The organism is Paenarthrobacter ilicis, from assembly GCF_016907545.1.
In the GTDB taxonomy this organism is placed as follows: domain Bacteria; phylum Actinomycetota; class Actinomycetes; order Actinomycetales; family Micrococcaceae; genus Arthrobacter; species Arthrobacter ilicis.
This window is the reverse complement of sequence record NZ_JAFBCD010000001.1, coordinates 1360207-1377609: the sequence shown is the minus strand read 5'-3', so window position 1 is coordinate 1377609 and position 17403 is coordinate 1360207. Positions and strand designations below refer to the sequence as shown.

The following is a 17403-nucleotide window of genomic DNA, read 5'->3' as shown; positions in this document are numbered from 1 at the left end:
GATGTGTTCATTCCTTTGCTGAAGTTCTATGTATGTTTGGGGGCGGGCCCGCGGTGCGCTGTTGCAGCGACGGGCCCGCGGTGCGGCGCGGATTCACGGACGAACAGTTCCCAGGGGAAGTCGAGGACAGCCGGGCGCTGGGTGTCCTGCGGCCCGGTCGCCCTTTTCACCAGCAGCCCGGCCAGCGTCTGGAAGAAGTTCACGGGACCCACAGTGCTCAGGGAAGGCGACATGCGCTCACCCTCAACGGTGTTGCCGACGCCAATGATGTCCACGTCCGTGCCCACCCCCAGGCCGAGCCTCTGTGCTGCGTTGATGGCGCTGACCGCAGCGTAATCCGTGGTGGCATAGAGGGCCGTTGGGCGATCCGGCATGCTGAGCAAACGGGTTGCGGCAGCGTAGGCCCCGGCGCTGGTGCCATCGAAAAGTCCCACATGGTCCGGGCGTTCCGCAACGCCGGCCCCGGCCAAGGCATCCGCGTAGGCCCTGTACCGGGTTCCCCCGGCAGTGCCGCGGGCCGTGGCCGGCGTGATGCACGCTATCTCCGTGTGGCTTTGAAGCAGATGCTCCACGGCCAACCGGCATCCGGGAGCCGCAACGGAGCGGATCACATCGAACCCTTCGGCCTCCAGCCCTTCATCGAACACCACCAGCGTGGTGCCGTGGTCAGCCAGCTTGCGCAAGGCCTCTCTCTGGTCCGCACGGACCGCGTCCACAAAGACGGCGTCGGCGCTGTGGGTGCTGAGCACTTTGACCCAGTCGGCGTCGCCCAGGATCATCGGTGTGATTCCCAGCGGATCAGCTGCTGCCTGCACGGCCTCGATCACGGACAAGGACCACGGATCGGACAACATGGTCAGAGACAGGATCACCGTATTGGTTCGTCCAGTCCGGATGGCCCTTGCTGCCTGGTTGGGGCGGTAGCCCAGCTGCTCCGCTGCCGACTTGACCTTGTCCGCCGTCGTATCCGAAACGCCCGGACCGCCGTCGCCGCGCCTCCCCGACAGGACGTACGAAACCGTGGCCGTAGAGACGCCCGCCAATTCGGCCACCATACGAATGGTGGGTCGGACTCCGGTGTTTCCCGCGTTTGCCATGGTTCCCCTTGTTGGTGACGTGCTGTTGGTCCTTTGCTTTGAGGCTAGCTCCTGAAAGCGGTCAGCTCCGGAAGACTGGCACGTTGGGGTCCAACGAGGCCTGGTACTCGTCGCGCATCTTGTCACCGCCTTCACTCTTCCAGCGCTTCACGGCGTCCTTGAGTTCGTCGATCTTGGCCCGGCCAGTGATGATGTCCACCACCTTGTCCCGCAGTTGCTTGCCGATCTTGGCTCCCACTTTGGCGTTGGTGTCCGAGTAGGAGCCGTTGGTGGGATTGCGCCACGCCAGCTCCAGGAGCTTCGATTCCTGCTGGCTGATGTAGCGGGTATCGTCGTCGAACCCCGGGTTGAACAGGACGTTTTCCGGGCTGGACATGATGTTCAATGCCGACACCAATCCTGGCGCATTGGTGGTTCCGGCATCGGTGCGCACCGGATTTCCGGCACCGTCCAGGGTGTAATCCTGGCCTGCCTCACCGAAGTTCTTCTGCATGTACTCGACCGTTCCGAACGGCGCCGACAGGTAGTTCACCAGCGCCAACAATTCACGGATCCGGCCCTCATCGGCCTTCTTGAACGGAGTGAAGCCAACGGTGCCGTAGCCCATGTCGTAGACCGGCTTGGCTTTGCCGTCCGCGCTGAACGGAACCAGGATGTCGAAGCCGGCGTCCTTGTTGAGGGCCCGGTAGCTCCGGAGGTCGTGCGGACCCACCACAACCTGCGCGGCGACGCTGCCGTTGGCGACGCGGGACCGGATGTCCGTTGCCTTGGAATCCGGGTAGAACACCCCGGCGGCAAACATCTTCGCGGTGAACTCCACGCCGGCCATGTATTCGTCGGTTTCGTAGAGGTGGGTCAGGGTGCGGTCCTTATTGACCGCCCAGCTGTTGGGGGCTCCAAACCACTCCGTGACCATGTGGAGGGCGTTGACGTATGCCGGCTCCAAAGCGTACTTCTGCTCGCCGGGACGGGTGAGTTCCTTGGCCTTGTCCAGGAATTCATCGGCGCTGCCGGCCTCGAAGCCACCCACTTTCGCCCAAGCGTCATGGTTGCCCAGGTACACCTGCCCGAAGGGAGTGCTGGGAATCGGGGCTCCCCAGATCTTGCCATTGACGACGGCGGTCTTCCAGGAATCGGGCTTCAGTGCGGCGAGGTTGGGGTACTCCAGCACGGCGTCACCGGAGAGGTACGGCGTCAGGTCCTGGAATTTGGCCTCCAGCATGGGGCCGATGTTGGGAATGCCCTGGTTGGGCGGAACCCACATCAGGTCCGGAAGGTCATTACTGGCAAGCACAGTGGCGAACTTGGCCGGATAGCCATCCCCGATGTCCTCGGCGATCTGCAGTTCAAGGTCTCCGCCGAGCTTGGAGTTCAGCCGCTGCCAGAACGGATTGTCCCTCATGCCGGGGCTCATGGTTTCGAAGGTTTCGGTGAGGCCCGTGACCTTGCCCTTGAGCGGCGGCGCCTTGACGGACTGCACCGGGGTGGGCAGTTTGAAATAGCCGGCTTGAAGGCCTTGTGCGTTGCCGGCCAAATCAGGGGTGACTCCCGTGAATTCCTTGTACGTGGGCAGTTTCACCGACGCGGAGGCAGCAGCGCCTCCACTGCTTCCGGTGCCGCCCCCGCCGCACGCGGACAGTCCTGCGGCGGTGACAGCCAGGCCGGCCAGGCCGAGGAAACCGCGGCGGCTGAATCCAGCCTGTGGGGTGGTGCTGGTCATGGCATAACCCTTTCTGGTTATTTGATTCATGTTTGTTAGGGGAAACCGCCGACGCGGTCAACCCTTGACGGCGCCGGTGATGACGCCCTTGGCAAAGTGTTTTTGGAGGAACGGGTAAACCATCAGGATCGGCACCAAGGCCACCACCACCACAGCCATCTGAATCGATTGCGGTGGGGGTGTGGTGGTGATCCCCAACTGGTCCGCTGCGCCGCTTCCCTGCACCACGAAATTGCGGAGCAGCAGCTGGATGGGCCATTTACTGTGATCGTTGATGTACAAGAGGGCGTTGAAGAACGAGTTCCAGAAACCCACTGCGTAGAACAGCCCGACCACCGCGATCACGGCCTTGGACAAGGGCATGACGATGCGCCACAGAATCTGCCAGTCGTTGGCGCCGTCGATCCTTGCACTCTCAATCAACTCCCCCGGAATGTTCATGAAGAAGGACCGCATCACCACGAAGTTGAAGGCCCCGAAAATGCCCGGAAGGATCAGGGACCAGAGTGAATCCAGCAATCCCAGTTGGCGGATCATGAGGAACGATGGGATCAGGCCCGGCGCGAACAGCAGGGTGAACAGGACCGCCAGGATCACCGGCCGTCCGAACAGCACGGTCCGGCTGGTGGCATAGGCCATGGTGATGGTGACGAACAGCGCCAAAATGGTACCCACCGCAGTGATGAGCACACTGACGCCCAGAGATTGCAGGACCATGGGTCCCTTGAAGATCGTGGCGTAGGCCTCCAGCGTGGGCCTCTCCGGCCAGAGGACGAAGCCGCCGGCTTTGACCAGTTGTTCGGTATCGGCCAGGGAGGTCGACACCACCAACAGGATGGGCGTCAGGATGGAGATGCTGAAAACAATCAGAACCACTGCTTTGACTGTTTGATACAGCGCTGACGGTTTTTCCTTCCACACCGGACGCTTGGGGTTGTACGTCAACTCCCGCTGTTTCCTGCCTGTCAGAAGTGTTGCCATGGGGTTCTCCTTGGAGTTGGCCGCGTGGGTTGGCGTTGCATTCAGCGCACCTGCTTCGCGAAGATGCCGTCCTCGCCAAAGCGGTGGGCAAGTTTGTTGGCTCCGTAGATCAACAGGGCGCTCACCACTCCCTTGGCCAAGCCTGCGGCAGCTCCCGAACTCCAGCCGCCGCCCACCACGCCCGTGTAATAGGTAAAGGTGTCCAGCACTTCAGCCGCCCCGGCTCCGACGGCATCGCGCTGCAGGATGAACTGCTCGAATCCCACCGAGAGAATGTCCCCGATGCGCAGGATCAGGAGCAGGACAATGACGGGGCGAAGGCCCGGAAGGGTGATGTGCCACATCCTGCGCCAGCGGCCGGCACCATCTGCCGCCGCGGCCTCGTAGAGGGAAGCGTCGATGCTCGCCAAAGCGGCCAAGAAGATGATCATGGCCCAGCCGGCGTCCTTCCAGATCATCTGGACCACCACCATCACCGGGAAAGACTCCGGGTTGGTCATGAACGGGATGGGATCCATCCCCCAGCCACGCAGGAGGTTGTTCACGAATCCGGCGCCGCCCAGCATCTGCTGGAAGAAGGCAATCACCAGGACCCATGACAGGAAGTGCGGCAGGTAGGCGATGCTCTGGAAGATCCTGCGGACCCGGGCGCTCACCAACGAGTCCACAATCAGCGCCAGGACCAGCGGCACCGGAAACAGGAACACCAGTTGCCAGGCCGCGAGGTAGAGGGTGTTCCAGAATGCGTGGATGAAGTCCGGATTGCCGAAGAGCTCCACGAAGTTCTGCCAGCCCACCCACAGGCTGTCGCCGATCCCCAGATACGGCTGGTAGTCCTGGAAAGCGATGACGTTGCCCAGGATGGGGATGTAAAAAAAGAGCAACAGGAACGCCAGCCCCGGGACCATCATCAGGAGCATCTGCTTGTCGCGCCGGAGCCGGGCACGGAAACTCTGCTGCGGGGGTTTGTTCGCCTTACCCTTCTTGCCCCGGGCGGCAGCGCGCCGTTGCGCCGTCGCCGTGACGCGGTGGGCTGCCGGGAGCGCCGGAGCCTGTTCCGTCGTCGTGTTCATACTGTCTCCTCAAGTGTTGAGCCGTTCACTGTGTGATTCAGGCCACGCTCGTTAACCGTTTAACAAAGATAAAGGTGAAGGCCGGTTAATGCAATAACTTGATCGAAAGTGCTCGCTGGAGTCACCAGTTGTCACTTTCGCGGCGCCGGGGTGGGATGTGCTTCGAGTCAGTGTGCGCGCAAGGCCCGGATTCTTGGGCTAAACCGTGGGATCGCCGCGGACGTTCCCGCCGGGCGCACCCGTAAGACCCGGAGCACACGGCGGAAAGGGGTGCGAGGTCACCGCCGAAGGGGTGCGGACGGCGGGAAAGGGTGCGGACGGCGGGAAAGGGTGCGGGGTTGGCCGCAGGGTCAGTGCGGCCCGTGTCCCCGACGGTGGCCGTGGCCCAAGAGTCCGCCTGGCAGTTCACCGACTGCGACCTTGGTGGCCGTCACGGTGTCGCCGTTCTTCACGCCACCCACGCGTACGGTGTCTCCAGTTTTGAGGTCGGCAACGGTTGCCGATGGCAGGGTCGGCTTGCCCTTGCCCTGCCGCTGCCCGGAAGCGTCCGCCGGCAGTTTGAGGATGCGGGTGTCACCGTTGATGACATAGCGCTGCGTGAATCCATCCGCGCTCTTCACGGTCAGGTCCGTGGCGTTCACGGATTCGATGGTGCCGGCCTGCGTCAGGATGGTCCGGAAACTCCCGTCCGCCTGCTTCACCACGTGCTCGCCGTGGATTGACTGGCCACGGCCCTCAGCGGGGTTGGCTTTGGCGGACGACGACGGGGCAGCACTGGGCAAGGTTGTGGAGCCCGACGGCGACGGGCTGGGCTGGGTGCCCGCCCACACGGCGGCGGCACCGCCACCGGTCAATGCCAGGGCGATCGCACCTGCGATCAGGCCCTGCCGAAGGCTTGGTGCAAGAGTGGCCATGCATCCATCCTGCGCCTGCAACCGGGCAGACCACAACAGGTACTTACACAACACAACAAGAGCAGGCCGCAGTGATCACTGCGGCCTGCTCCGATGGAGAGGGTTCAGCCCTGGACACCCAGCTTCTCAAGGATGAGTTCGCGGACACGTCCGGCATCGGCCTGGCCACGGGTGGCCTTCATGACACCGCCAACGATTGCGCCAATGGCCTGGACCTTGCCGCCACGGATCTTCTCAGCAACGTCCGGCTGTGCGGCGAGGGCGGCGTCGATGGCTTCCAGCAGGGGGCCGTCGTCGGACACCACGGCCAAGCCGCGCTTCTCGATGATCTCTTCCGGGGTTCCCTCGCCGGCGAGCACGCCATCCAGGACCTGGGTTGCCATCTTGTTGTTGATCTTGCCGTTTTCAACCAGCTTGTTCAGCTCCACGATGACCTGCGGGGTGACACCCAGTTCAGCGGGATCGACGTCCGCAACCTTGGCGCGGCCAACGATCTCGCCCATCCACCACTTGCGGGCGACGTCCGCCGACGCACCGGCTGCGATGGTCTCTTCGATGGAATCCATGACGCCGGCATTGACGACATCGCGGAATTCCAGGTCCGAGTAGCCCCAGGATTCCTTGAGTCGCTTGCGGCGCTCGGCCGGCGGCTCGGGAAGTGTTGCGCGGAGCTCTTCCACCCATTCGCGGGAAGCGACAACGGGAACCAGGTCCGGCTCCGGGAAGTAGCGGTAATCGTCAGCGTCGGACTTGGGCCGGCCCGACGTCGTCGAACGTGTGTCCTCGTGCCAGTGGCGCGTTTCCTGGATGACCGGCTCGCCGGAATCCAGAACGGCGGCGTGCCGCTGGATTTCGTAACGGACGGCGTGCTCGACGGCGCGCAGCGAGTTGACGTTCTTGGTTTCGGACCGGATGCCGAACCGTTCCCGGCCGTGCGGGCGCAGGGACACGTTGGCGTCGCAACGGACGTTGCCGCGCTCCATCTTGGCATCGGACACGCCGAGGTTCTTGACGATCTCGCGGATGGCTGCGACGTAGGCCTTGGCGAGCTCAGGCGCACGGCTTCCGGCACCCTCGATCGGCTTGGTCACGATTTCCACCAGCGGAACGCCGGAACGGTTGTAATCCACCAGGGAGTAGTCGGCGCCCTGGATACGACCCGCAGCGCCACCCATGTGGGTGAGCTTCCCGGCGTCTTCCTCCATGTGGGCGCGCTCGATCTCCACGCGGAACACCGTGCCGTCCTCCAGCTCGATGTCGATGTAGCCGTCGTAAGCGATCGGCTCGTCGTACTGCGAGGTCTGGAAGTTCTTGGGGGTGTCCGGGTAGAAGTAGTTCTTCCGGGCAAAGCGGCAGGACTCGGCGATCTTGCAATTCAGGGCAAGGCCGATCTTGATGGACGACTCCACTGCGGTCTTGTTGACCACCGGCAGAACTCCGGGCATGCCCAGGTCAACCTCGTTGACGTTGGTGTTCGGCTCGTCACCGAAGACGTTGGGCGCTGAGGAGAACATCTTGGTCTTGGTGTTGAGCTCCACGTGAACCTCAAACCCCAGGACGGGATCGTACTTCTCCATGGCCTCTTCGAAGCTCAGGGTTGCGTCGACGGACATTAGTTGGAACCTCCGGCGGTGTTGGATACTGCACCAAGAGCAGGTGCCTTGGAGAGCAGCGGGCCGCCCCACTTCTCTTCCAGCATGGATTCGAGGACGGCGCCCGCACGGTAAAGCCGTGCATCTTCGCGGGCCGGGGCCAGCAACTGGATGCCGACCGGCAAGCCGTCTTCGTCGGCCAGGCCGCCGGGCAACGACAGGCCGGGGATGCCGGCAAGGTTGGCGGGAATGGTGGCGACATCGTTCAGGTACATAGCCAGGGGATCGTCCAGCTTCTCCCCCAGCTTGAACGCCGTGGTGGGCGCCGTGGGCGAGATCAGGACGTCGGCCTGGGCAAACGCGGCGTCGAAGTCGCGCTGGATCAGGGTGCGGACCTTCTGGGCCGAACCGTAGTAGGCGTCGTAGTACCCAGCGCTCAGGGCATAGGTGCCCAGGATGATGCGGCGCTTGGCTTCGTCACCGAAGCCTGCGGCGCGGGTGGCGGCCATGACGCGTTCGATGGTCATGGGGCCGTCCTTGGGCAGGACACGCAAACCGAAGCGCACGCCGTCGAACTTGGCCAGGTTGCTGGACACCTCAGACGGCATGATCAGGTAGTAGGCACCCAGGGCGTACTTCAGGTTGGGGCAGGAAACCTCAACGATTTCCGCACCGGCATCCTTGAGGAGTTCAAGGGACTCGTTGAACCGGTTCTCGACGCCGGCCTGGTAGCCCTCGCCGTGCAGTTCCTTGATGATGCCGATTTTCATGCCCGCAACGTTGCCCACCCGCGCCGCAGCGACGAGGTTGGTGAACGGATCGGTCAAGGACGTGGAGTCGAAGGGATCGTGCCCGCCAATGACTTCCTGCAGCAGGGCAGAGTCCAGCACCGTGCGGGAAACCGGGCCGATCTGGTCCAGCGACGACGCCATGGCAATGGCACCGTAACGGGACACAGCACCGTATGTCGGCTTCATGCCGACGGTTCCAGTGACGGCACCCGGCTGGCGGATGGAGCCGCCGGTGTCCGTGCCAAGGGCCAGCGGAGCCTCGAAGGCTGCGACGGCGGCAGCGGAGCCACCGCCCGAACCGCCCGGAATGCGGTCCAGGTCCCACGGGTTGCGGGTGGGGCCGTAGGCCGAGTGCTCCGTGGAGGAACCCATGGCGAATTCGTCCAGGTTGGTCTTGCCCAGGATAGGCATTTTGGCCGCGCGCAGCTTCTTCACCACGGTGGCGTCGTACGGGCTGTGCCAGCCCTCGAGGATCTTCGAACCGGCCGTGGTGGGCTGGCCGATGGTGACGATCAGGTCCTTCACGGCGATGGGCACGCCGGCGAGCGCGTGCAGCTCTTCGGCGGCGGAACCTCCAGCGGCGCGTGCAGAGTCAACCTCGGCGGCAACAGCCAGGGCTTCTTCGCTGTTGACGTGCAGGAAGGCATTCACCTGACCATCCACCAGGGCGATGCGGTCAAGGTGCGCCTGTGTCACCTCGACGGCGGATACCTCGCGGGCGGCCAGCTTGGCCGCGAGGTCAGCAGCGGAGTGCCGGATGAGTTCGTTGTTCAGCTCAGTCATGGTGATTAGTCCTCATCCAGGATTGCCGGGACCTTGAAACGGTTCTCGTAAGCATCCGGAGCACCGGACAACGCCTGCTCGGCCGTGAACGTGTGGCCCACAACGTCTTCGCGGAACACGTTGGTCAACGGAATCGGGTGCGACGTGGCGGGCACGTCCTCCCCCGCGGCTTCGCTGACGGACTTCACCGAATCGACGATGACGGCGAGCTCGCCGGCCATCCTGTCCAGTTCTTCGGCACTCATTTCAATGTGAGCCAGACGCGCAAGATGCGCGACGTCGTCACGGTTGATCGCAGCCATGGATCTCCCCTGCAAAGTTCAAATGGTTTTCCGAACCAGTCTACTTGCCTTGCGTCGGCGCGCTGACGGTCCCGCCGCCGTCGCCAGTCCTCCCGGCGGTTGCCTCCTGGCCGAACTCCACTGGTTGGTCGCGGCCCGTATCCAGTGGTTGGTCGCGGCCGGTCAGGGTCTTGAACACGGTCCATGCCACAGCGGTGACGGGGACAGCAAGCAGTGCCCCGACGATCCCGGCGATCATGGTCCCCGCAGCCAGAGCCAAGAGGATCGCCAGGCCGTGGATGCTCAGGACGCGGCCCATCAGGACGGGTTGGAGGAGGTGGTGCTCCAGCTGGTTGGCCCCGATCACCACGGCCAGGACAATGAGCGCCGTCACCGGACCGTTGGAGATCAGTGCGACGGCCACCGCGAGCGTGCCCGCTGCCGTGGCTCCAATGATGGGAATGAACCCGCCGATGAACACGAATACTCCCAACGGCAGTGCCAACGGAACGCCGAGGATCGCCAGGGCAACGCCCACGATGATTCCATCGGTGGCCGCGACGATCGCTGTTCCGCGGACGTAACCGCCCAGCACCACGGCACTGTTGTCCATGGCCCGGTGAGCCGTGGATTGCCGGCTGACCGGCAGGAAACCGATCAGGAAATTCCGGATCTTTTGTCCATCTTTGAGGAAGAAGAACAGGATCACGGCCATGAGCACCATGCCGGCCAGGATCTCGCCGAGGGTCCGGGCACCCGTCAGTGCCTCCGTGCCGAAGGAACTGGAGAGGAAGAAATGCTGGACGGATTCGCGGGTCGCGTCGATCTGGGCGTCGCTGACGGGAACCGGCCCGGAGTTCAGGAATTCGTGCAAACGGTCGACGCCGGCAATCGCCTTCGCGGTGAGGTCTTTGGATTGCGCCCGGATGAGGAAAACGATGCCGGTGACGATGCCGCCGAAAACGGCCAGGATGCCCACGAACGACGCCAGAACGGCGAGCGCCCGGGGCCAGCCGTGGAGTGTCAGCCAACGCACCAGCGGGGCGATGGCGGCGGCAAGTATCAGTGCAAGAGTCAGGGGTATCAGTACCAGGGGAACCCGGGTCAACGCCCATACCGTGGCCCACGCCAAAGCGCCCACCATGAGTACTTGCAGGGATCGGATGCTGGCCCGGCCCAGGCTGTCAGCCCACACTGGCGGAAGTCCGGAGCGAAGATCAGGCATGGCGGACTCCTTTTCAGCGCCTGCGCAGGTGCGCGGCGTTCAATTCAGCCAGTTGTTGGTCAGTCAGGGTTTCGAAGCTGCGGGCTTCGCGTTTGTCGCTCCTGGAGAAGCGGATGAACATGAGGATGATGAGCGGCAGGTCAACTGCTTCGCAGATGAACCACAGGGCGTCCCCGGCCAGTTGCTGGTCCCGCAGGGCATCCGGGAACCACGCCAGCGGGGATGCTGTGCTCATGACGTTGTCCAGGACTTCCCCGTTGAGTCGCAGGAGGATTCCCGGGACTGCGTCCACCAGGAGTTCGATGAAGACAAACACGAATTCCAGCGTGATGAATGCGCTGGAACGCTGGAAATCAGCCTCTTCCACGATGGGAAGCGCCATGAGCAGGCCAACCAGGGGAACAAGAATCGTCACCAGTGCACTGGCGGTGGGGTCAGTCCGCAAGGTGTGGAATGCCGGCGTCAGGAAGGTGGAAAAGAGCGCCAGACCAATAAGCGGCGCGGCAAGTGAGTTACTGAAGAAGCGAAGTGCTGGATGGGCAAGGACGGACTTCAGCCGGCCTGCGCCTGCGGCAGGCAGTGCGGCCCGCGCCAGGGAGATGGGCCGGCCCATTCCGATCAGGAGGGGAACCACAAAGAGCAACAGGGAGACTTTCACGGTGAACGCCCACCGGAGTTCGCCACCGTAAACCCCTGTGAACCCGCAGGTGAGGATTGCCAGCGATCCCAAGCCCAGGAGGTAGAACGCGGTGGTCCGCCACCACGGCCACCGGTGGCCGGAGTGTGATGCCCGCCGGAGGCCCAACGCGTAGAGCACGCCGAAAACCACGATCATGCTCACGGCTGCCCAGTCGATCTGCCAGGCACTGAAAAGGACGTCAAGGGGCGGCACAGAGCCATGGTAGGCCCCAGCGGCGTCCTTGGGAATTTCCCAGATTTGGTCCGTAGCATGGTGCATTTGGTTCCCTAGGAAAGGCCAGCCTTGTGATCGGTCGCCACCAGAGCCCCGATGCCAGCTCCCCGGATGGCAGTCCAGCCCGCTACCCCGGACAGGGGAATCTGGTAGAGGGAAGCGCAGCGTCTCCCGCCCGGAGACGTCCACGCTGGCTCCGCATCGGCGTGATTGTGGTTGCCGCTGTGGTGCTGGGCGTCCTGTGCTTCGGGGGCTACTGGTTGTGGCGCCTTCAGTCGAACATCTCCACCACGTCCTTGGGCGCCGGCGGCCAGCGGACAGAAGGCCCTGTTGATGACCGGAAGGACCGCTTGCAGATCCTGGTGCTGGGCAGCGACACCCGCAGCGGGAAAAACGGCCAGTACGGCGGCGAGGACCAGTCCGCGGGCTACGGGCAGTCCGATGTGATGATGCTGGTGGATATCTCCGCGGACAACAACAACGTCAACGTGATCAGCTTCCCCCGGGACCTGTTGGTGGATGTTCCCGCGTGCAAGGACCAGTCAACCAACCAGCAACATGCGGAACGCCAGGACGCCATGATCAACAGTGCCATGGCGGAAGCCGGCATTGGCTGTGCCGTGGACACCGTCAACAAGCTGACCGGTTTTGAAGTGGACCACTTCATGATGGCCGACTTCAACGCCGTGAAGGAACTGTCCACTGCGGTGGGCGGGGTGGATGTGTGCGTCAATGCCGCCGTCTACGATCCCGACTCGGGCCTGCGCCTCCCCAAGGGGACGTCCGAGGTTGAGGGCGACCAAGCCCTGGCGTTCCTCCGGACCCGGCACGCCTTTGCCGACGGCGGCGATTTGGGCCGTATCCAGGCCCAGCAGTCCTTCCTTGGCTCCCTGACCAGGAAATTGAAGTCTGAGGGAACCCTGGGCGATCCCCAGAAGCTCCTGGGCATCGCGGACACCATGACCAAGAACCTCACGGTCGACACCGGGCTGGCTTCAGTGCCCTCTTTGCTGACCATCGCGGACCGCCTGAAGAACATCGACCCCGCCAAGGTCAACTTCATCACGGTTCCCACGGTGCCTGCGCCGTCGGATCCGAACCGGCTGGCGTTGGAAGAGCCCGCAGCCTCCAACCTGATCTCCGCACTCCGGAACAGCGCCGACCTGTCACAGGCCGGAACGCCATCGCAAGCGCCCCAGAGTCCCGCCGCCACGCCTGCCTATGACAAAGCCCTCCAGCCCATCAGCGTTGCCAACGGCACTGGCGTCACCGGCCGGGCCAACGATATTGCTGCCACACTCACCACGGCCGGCTATACCCAGACTGCACGCATCCAGGGCCAGACCCGTGCGCAGACCATGGTGTACTACCAGGCCGGATTCGAGGATGTAGCGGCCGATGTTGCCGCCATGTTCGGATTGCCGGCATCCAGCGTGCAGGAAGTGACCACCATCCAGGGTGTCCAGCTGTACGCCGGGGAGGACTTCGCTACCGGCGACAAACCAACTCCGGCCCCGGTGACGGTGCCCGCACAAACGGCAAATGACCAGACCTGCCAGGCTACTAACCCGCTGGGCTGACCATTTGCCGTTCTTGAGGCGGAACGTTTAGCCGATGCCGATGGCCCCGGTCAGGACACCCACAGCCAGCATCACCAGGGAGATGACCGCGGTGCGCCACAGGACCTTCTTGTGGTGGTCGCCCAGTTCAACCTTGGCCAGTGAAACCAGCAACAGGATGGCGGGGACCAGTGGGCTCTGCAGGTGGAACGGCTGGCCGGTGATGGAAGCACGGGCCATGTCCGCTGCGCCGACGCCGTAGTGGGCGGCCGTTTCGCTGAGGACGGGAAGTACGCCGAAGTAGAACGCATCGTTGCTCATGAAGAACGTCATGGGGATGCTGAGCACGCCGGTGATGATGGCCATGAACGGGCCCATGTCCGCGGGAATGATCTGGACGAGCCACTCGGACATTGCCTTGACCATGCCGGTGCCGTTCAGCACGCCCGTGAGGACTGCTGCTGCCATGACCATGCTGACAACCGCCACGATCGACGGTGCGTGGGCGATCAACTGGGCGCCCTGGTCCTTGACCTTGGGGAAGTTCACCAGCAGTGCGATCGCGGAACCGACCATGAAGACGAACGGCAAGGGAACAATGTTGGCTACCAACGTGACCATGACGGCAACCGTGAGTGCCAGGTTGAACCAGAACAGCTTGGGACGCAGCGTGGCGCGGTTGGGGTCCAGGGCGGTATCGGCCATGGCGGCATCGTGGTCGTCCACGAGTTCTTCGGTGCGTTCAAGAACAACGACGCCGGCGCCTCCACCCGTGACGGGCTTGCCGCTGGTGCGGGTTGAGCCGGTGCGGCTTACGCCGGAACCACTGCGGCCGGTGCCCGAGCCGCCGCGGCCGCTGCCGCCGTCGAACGAGTCTGCAGGATCGGCAACCTCGCCCCAGATCTCCGGGGCAACGGCGCGGAGGCGGTTGCGCTCCTGGAGGCCCAGCAGCCAGGAGAAGACCAGGACCACTATGAGGCCCACGATCAAGGACGGGATCATGGGAACAAAGACGTCGTTTACATCGAGTTTGAGGGCGGTGGCGGCGCGGGCCGTGGGGCCGCCCCACGGAAGGATGTTCATGGTTCCGTTGGCCAGGCCTGCAACGCAGGTGAGGACCACGGGGCTCATCTTGAGGCGCAGGTAGACCGGGAGCATCGCAGCGGTGGTGAGGATGAAGGTGGTGGAACCGTCGCCGTCCAAGGAAACGGCAGCAGCCAGGATGGCGGTGCCCAGGACAACCTTGGCGGGGTCGTTGCCGAGCTTGCGGAGGATGAACTTCACCAGTGGATCAAAGAGCCCAACGTCGATCATCAATCCGAAGTAGATGATCGCGAACATGAGCAGGGCTGCCGTTGACGTCATGGACTTCATGGATTCCATGACCATGGGCCCGATGCCGAGGCCTGCCCCGGCGAAGAGTCCAAAGACGGTGGGGACGATGATCAGCGCCAGAACCGGCGTCAACTTTTTGGTCATGATCAGGACCATGAATACCGCAATCATTGCGAATCCAAGCAAAACCAGCATGGCCGGCTCCTTTACTACTGTGAAGGGCACCACATCGATGTGATGCGCACTACAGACAATAGGGTGGCCCCGGTCACTCGAAGGGGTTTCGAGGAATTGTTGGAAGTAGTGCTCGTTACGAACGTTCTGCGCATTGTGCTCAGTGCTTCAATGGAGCTGGAGGAAAGGAGCAACGGTGCCACAGAACAGAAGGATGGGTGTGCGTTTTTCCACCCAGACACTCCTGCTCCAACTGGCTGTGGTCCTGTTGGTGGTTCTCCTCAGCGGCGCCGTCCATGCCTGGCTGGTGTACCAAAGGATCGGCGATGAAGCCGAAAACCAGGCCCTCACCCTGGCCCGGACCGTGGCGGCAGACCCCGATATCAGGACCGACGTGGAAGCCATCAGCAGGGAAGAAGGCACTCCGCCGCCCGAGGTACTGTCCGCCGGGCCGCTGCAGGCTGCCGCCGAGGCCGTGCGCACCAGGACGGGCGCCCTTTTTGTGGTGATCACGGATGAGACCGGGCTGCGTCTGGCACACCCGGACCTGGCCCGCTTGGGCGAAAGGGTCAGTACGGATCCTTCGGTAGCCCTGGCCGGGAAGGAAATCACCACCCGCAACACCGGAACGCTGGGGCCATCAGCCGGCGCAAAAGTCCCCGTTTACGCGCCCGACGCATCCGGGACCATCACCGGCGAAATCAGCGTGGGTTACTCCGTGGAGTCCCTCAGCAACAGCCTGGCCAGGGATATTGTGCCCATCGCGGTGACCGCAGCCGGTGCCCTGCTTGCCGGTGTCCTGGCCTCCTTCCTCCTGCGACGCAGGCTGCAACGGCTCACGTTGGGACTTGAACCCGAAGAAATCAGTACGCTGGTCCATGATCAGGTGGCTGTCCTGCAAGGTGTGGACGACGGCGTGATCGGCATTTCCGCCGATGGCAGGATCTCGGTCTACAATGCTGCGGCGTCGCGCATGCTGGACCTTCCCGATGCCACCGGGCAGGACTGGGATTCCGCAAACGTACCGGCCAAGCTCAAACAGTTCACCCAACCAGCCGCCCGCGACGCCGAGCCGATCGAGATCGTTGCCGGTGGACGGGTCCTGGTGGCCAGCGCCCGCAAAGCCTGGCACCGGAAAGAGGACCTGGGCTGGGTGGTGATGCTCCGGGACAGGACCGAGTTGCAGGAGCTGACCCAGCAACTGGACGCTGTGGGGACCATGTCCACTGCATTGCGCGCCCAACGCCACGAGTTCGCCAACCAGCTCCACACCATTGCCGGGTTCATAAGCATTGGCCAATACGATTCCGCCAAAGAGTACCTGGCCAGGATCTCAGCCACCGGTCCCCTGAAATTCCCCGTGGAGCAGGCCGAGCTCCTGCAGGACGCCTACCTCCAGGCCTTCGTGGGGGCCAAAGGCGTGGAAGCCTCGGAACGTGGAGTGAGCATCCGCATCGGACCGGAGACACTGGTGCGCGGACACGTGGCCGATCCCCAGGACGTAACCACCGTGCTGGGCAACCTGATCGACAACGCCGTCAGTGCCGCCGTCGCCGGTTCATCTCCTGACCGGTGGGTGGAACTGGAACTCCTGGACGACGCCGGAAGCCTGCACATTGTGGTGGGCGACTCCGGAGACGGGCTGGGTGCCGCGGACCCGGAGGATATCTTCACGGAAGGCTTCACGACGGCGGAACAACCGGTACGCTCGGGTGCTGGACAAGGATTGGGGCTGGCTTTGGTACGGCAGCTGGCGCGTCGACGCGGCGGTGATGTGCGGGTGCTCGAAGGCGGCAGCCAGGGTGGCCCCGGGGCGGTGTTCATGGCAACCATTCCGGGGGTCATGGATGCAACCCAACCGGCAGAAACCGGCCCAACCAGCAGGGAGGATTCCAGTGCCTGAAGACTTACGGGTATTGATTGTTGATGACGATTTCCATGTGGCCCGGCTTCATGCCGCCTACGTGGATTCCGTTGCCGGTTTCATGGCCTTGGCACCCGCGGGCTCCGTATCCCAGGCCCTGCAGGCAATCCACAGCCTCCGCCCGGACCTGGTGTTGCTGGATGTATACCTGCCCGATGGTTCCGGCCTTGACCTGCTGGGGCAGCTGGACGTGGACGCCGTGATGTTGACCGCGGCCTCCGACGCTCATTCCATCCGGGTGGCCCTGCGCCGCGGCGCCCTGGGTTACATGCTCAAACCCTTTACCGCCGAAACCCTGTCCCAGCAGTTGCGGTCCTACGCCCGGTACCGAAGGATTTTGGGCCAGCAGCCCGCCATTGACCAGGGCACCATTGAACGGGCCAAGCGTTCCCTGATCCCGGGCGATGTTGCCCCGTCCGCCAAACCCCGTTCCGCCACGGAAGCCGCCGTCCTGGAATCGCTGCTCCCCGGCGAGCAGTATTCCGCCGCCGAGGTAGCCGAGCGGGTGGGCGTTTCCCGGGCCACGGCGCAACGGTACTTGTCCTCGCTGGCCGACGATGGCGCCGTCGAAATCCAGCTCAGGTACGGGACCACCGGCCGCCCGGAACACCGCTATGGCATTCCGGGCTGACTCCCGATTGGATGATTAGGCAGGCTTGTGCGCCACCAACTCGATTTCCACCAGCATCTGAGGGTCCAGGAACGGCAGGACGTGAACCAACGACAGGGTGGGACGGATATCGCCGAAGACCTCGCCGTGGGCGCGGCCGGCGTCTTCCCACTTGCTGATATCGGTCAGGTAGAGCTTGGACTGCACAACGTCCTCGTAGGAGAAGCCGGCGTCTTTGAGGACCGTGCCGAGTTTTTCCAGGATGAACGCGGTCTGCGAGTAGAAATCATCGCCCACAATTCCGTTCTCGCCGGATGCCGCGGTGGCGGAAATGTAAAGAGTGTTGTCCACCTGGACTGCGCGGGAGTATCCCAACGTCTGTTCCCAGACCGAGCCCGAACCGAATGTCTTGCGCATGCCGCGCCTTTCCT

The 17403-nt window shown here is 63.6% G+C and carries 15 protein-coding genes; 3 read left to right on the top strand and 12 right to left on the bottom strand.

What is annotated here, in order from left to right:
* Positions 1-26: 26 nt before the first annotated feature.
* The 10 genes from JOE60_RS06285 to JOE60_RS06240 all read right to left on the bottom strand — a co-directional run bounded on the left by JOE60_RS06285 (position 27) and on the right by JOE60_RS06240 (position 11415).
* On the bottom strand, positions 27-1097 hold the full coding sequence (locus JOE60_RS06285; RefSeq protein WP_167264774.1) for a LacI family DNA-binding transcriptional regulator: 1071 nt from the start codon (positions 1095-1097) through the stop codon (positions 27-29).
* 61 nt (positions 1098-1158) lie between these two features.
* Positions 1159-2817, bottom strand: coding sequence for a type 2 periplasmic-binding domain-containing protein (locus JOE60_RS06280; protein WP_167264773.1), 1659 nt, complete (start codon positions 2815-2817; stop codon positions 1159-1161).
* Between the two features lie 57 nt (positions 2818-2874).
* The gene (locus tag JOE60_RS06275; RefSeq protein ID WP_167264772.1) at positions 2875-3798 is read right to left on the bottom strand and encodes a carbohydrate ABC transporter permease; all 924 of its coding nucleotides are present in this window, start codon (positions 3796-3798) and stop codon (positions 2875-2877) included.
* 41 nt (positions 3799-3839) lie between these two features.
* The gene (locus tag JOE60_RS06270) at positions 3840-4871 is read right to left on the bottom strand and encodes an ABC transporter permease (RefSeq protein WP_167264771.1); all 1032 of its coding nucleotides are present in this window, start codon (positions 4869-4871) and stop codon (positions 3840-3842) included.
* Between the two features lie 350 nt (positions 4872-5221).
* Entirely contained in the window at positions 5222-5785 is a 564-nt protein-coding gene (locus JOE60_RS06265; RefSeq protein ID WP_167264770.1) for a hypothetical protein, read from the bottom strand.
* A gap of 104 nt (positions 5786-5889) precedes the next feature.
* Positions 5890-7398 carry an Asp-tRNA(Asn)/Glu-tRNA(Gln) amidotransferase subunit GatB gene (gatB, locus tag JOE60_RS06260; RefSeq protein ID WP_167264769.1) on the bottom strand — a complete coding sequence of 503 codons (1509 nt, stop codon included), beginning with the start codon at positions 7396-7398 and terminating at the stop codon, positions 5890-5892.
* A complete protein-coding gene (gene gatA / locus JOE60_RS06255) occupies positions 7398-8951 on the bottom strand; it encodes an Asp-tRNA(Asn)/Glu-tRNA(Gln) amidotransferase subunit GatA (RefSeq protein WP_167264768.1) in 1554 nt (517 codons plus the stop codon). The genes gatB and gatA overlap by 1 nt, the downstream gene beginning before the upstream one ends.
* A 5-nt stretch (positions 8952-8956) precedes the next feature.
* Positions 8957-9253 carry an Asp-tRNA(Asn)/Glu-tRNA(Gln) amidotransferase subunit GatC gene (gene gatC, locus JOE60_RS06250; RefSeq protein WP_167264767.1) on the bottom strand — a complete coding sequence of 99 codons (297 nt, stop codon included), beginning with the start codon at positions 9251-9253 and terminating at the stop codon, positions 8957-8959.
* 40 nt (positions 9254-9293) lie between these two features.
* On the bottom strand, positions 9294-10457 hold the full coding sequence (locus JOE60_RS06245; protein ID WP_167264766.1) for an AI-2E family transporter: 1164 nt from the start codon (positions 10455-10457) through the stop codon (positions 9294-9296).
* Positions 10458-10470: 13 nt separating this feature from the next.
* A complete protein-coding gene (locus JOE60_RS06240; RefSeq protein WP_208381270.1) occupies positions 10471-11415 on the bottom strand; it encodes a cytochrome c oxidase assembly protein in 945 nt (314 codons plus the stop codon).
* Between the two features lie 26 nt (positions 11416-11441).
* Here JOE60_RS06240 and JOE60_RS06235 point away from each other — a divergent pair, with 26 nt between their 5' ends.
* On the top strand, positions 11442-12950 hold the full coding sequence (locus JOE60_RS06235; RefSeq protein ID WP_167264765.1) for an LCP family glycopolymer transferase: 1509 nt from the start codon (positions 11442-11444) through the stop codon (positions 12948-12950).
* 27 nt (positions 12951-12977) lie between these two features.
* On the opposite strand, the gene JOE60_RS06230 is transcribed toward JOE60_RS06235, so the two are convergent.
* Complete coding sequence (locus JOE60_RS06230) at positions 12978-14459, bottom strand: CitMHS family transporter (protein ID WP_167264764.1); 1482 nt, start codon at positions 14457-14459, stop codon at positions 12978-12980.
* Positions 14460-14652: 193 nt separating this feature from the next.
* On the opposite strand from JOE60_RS06230, the gene JOE60_RS06225 reads away from it, so the two are divergent.
* Both JOE60_RS06225 and JOE60_RS06220 read left to right on the top strand, forming a co-directional pair.
* Positions 14653-16341, top strand: coding sequence for a sensor histidine kinase (locus tag JOE60_RS06225; protein WP_204814989.1), 1689 nt, complete (start codon positions 14653-14655; stop codon positions 16339-16341).
* On the top strand, positions 16334-16993 hold the full coding sequence (locus JOE60_RS06220; protein ID WP_167264762.1) for a response regulator: 660 nt from the start codon (positions 16334-16336) through the stop codon (positions 16991-16993). Before JOE60_RS06225 ends, JOE60_RS06220 begins: the two co-directional genes overlap by 8 nt.
* 15 nt (positions 16994-17008) lie before the next feature.
* Here JOE60_RS06220 and JOE60_RS06215 read toward each other — a convergent pair whose 3' ends face one another.
* Positions 17009-17389 (bottom strand): RidA family protein, encoded by a 381-nt coding sequence (locus JOE60_RS06215; RefSeq protein WP_167264761.1) that lies wholly within the window; start codon positions 17387-17389, stop codon positions 17009-17011.
* Positions 17390-17403 lie beyond the last annotated feature (14 nt).

Bases quoted from the DNA above. Each gene is read 5' to 3' on its own strand.
- JOE60_RS06245 (WP_167264766.1), bottom strand. From the start codon at position 10,457: ATGCCTGATCTTCGCTCCGGACTTCCGCCAGTGTGGGCTGACAGCCTG.
- gatA (WP_167264768.1), bottom strand. From the start codon at position 8,951: ATGACTGAGCTGAACAACGAACTCATCCGGCACTCCGCTGCTGACCTC.
- JOE60_RS06230 (WP_167264764.1), bottom strand. From the start codon at position 14,459: ATGCTGGTTTTGCTTGGATTCGCAATGATTGCGGTATTCATGGTCCTG.
- JOE60_RS06280 (WP_167264773.1), bottom strand. From the start codon at position 2,817: ATGACCAGCACCACCCCACAGGCTGGATTCAGCCGCCGCGGTTTCCTC.
- JOE60_RS06285 (WP_167264774.1), bottom strand. From the start codon at position 1,097: ATGGCAAACGCGGGAAACACCGGAGTCCGACCCACCATTCGTATGGTG.
- JOE60_RS06265 (WP_167264770.1), bottom strand. From the start codon at position 5,785: ATGGCCACTCTTGCACCAAGCCTTCGGCAGGGCCTGATCGCAGGTGCG.
- JOE60_RS06270 (WP_167264771.1), bottom strand. From the start codon at position 4,871: ATGAACACGACGACGGAACAGGCTCCGGCGCTCCCGGCAGCCCACCGC.
- gatB (WP_167264769.1), bottom strand. From the start codon at position 7,398: ATGTCCGTCGACGCAACCCTGAGCTTCGAAGAGGCCATGGAGAAGTAC.
- JOE60_RS06215 (WP_167264761.1), bottom strand. From the start codon at position 17,389: ATGCGCAAGACATTCGGTTCGGGCTCGGTCTGGGAACAGACGTTGGGA.
- gatC (WP_167264767.1), bottom strand. From the start codon at position 9,253: ATGGCTGCGATCAACCGTGACGACGTCGCGCATCTTGCGCGTCTGGCT.
- JOE60_RS06240 (WP_208381270.1), bottom strand. From the start codon at position 11,415: ATGCACCATGCTACGGACCAAATCTGGGAAATTCCCAAGGACGCCGCT.
- JOE60_RS06275 (WP_167264772.1), bottom strand. From the start codon at position 3,798: ATGGCAACACTTCTGACAGGCAGGAAACAGCGGGAGTTGACGTACAAC.
- JOE60_RS06225 (WP_204814989.1), top strand. From the start codon at position 14,653: ATGGGTGTGCGTTTTTCCACCCAGACACTCCTGCTCCAACTGGCTGTG.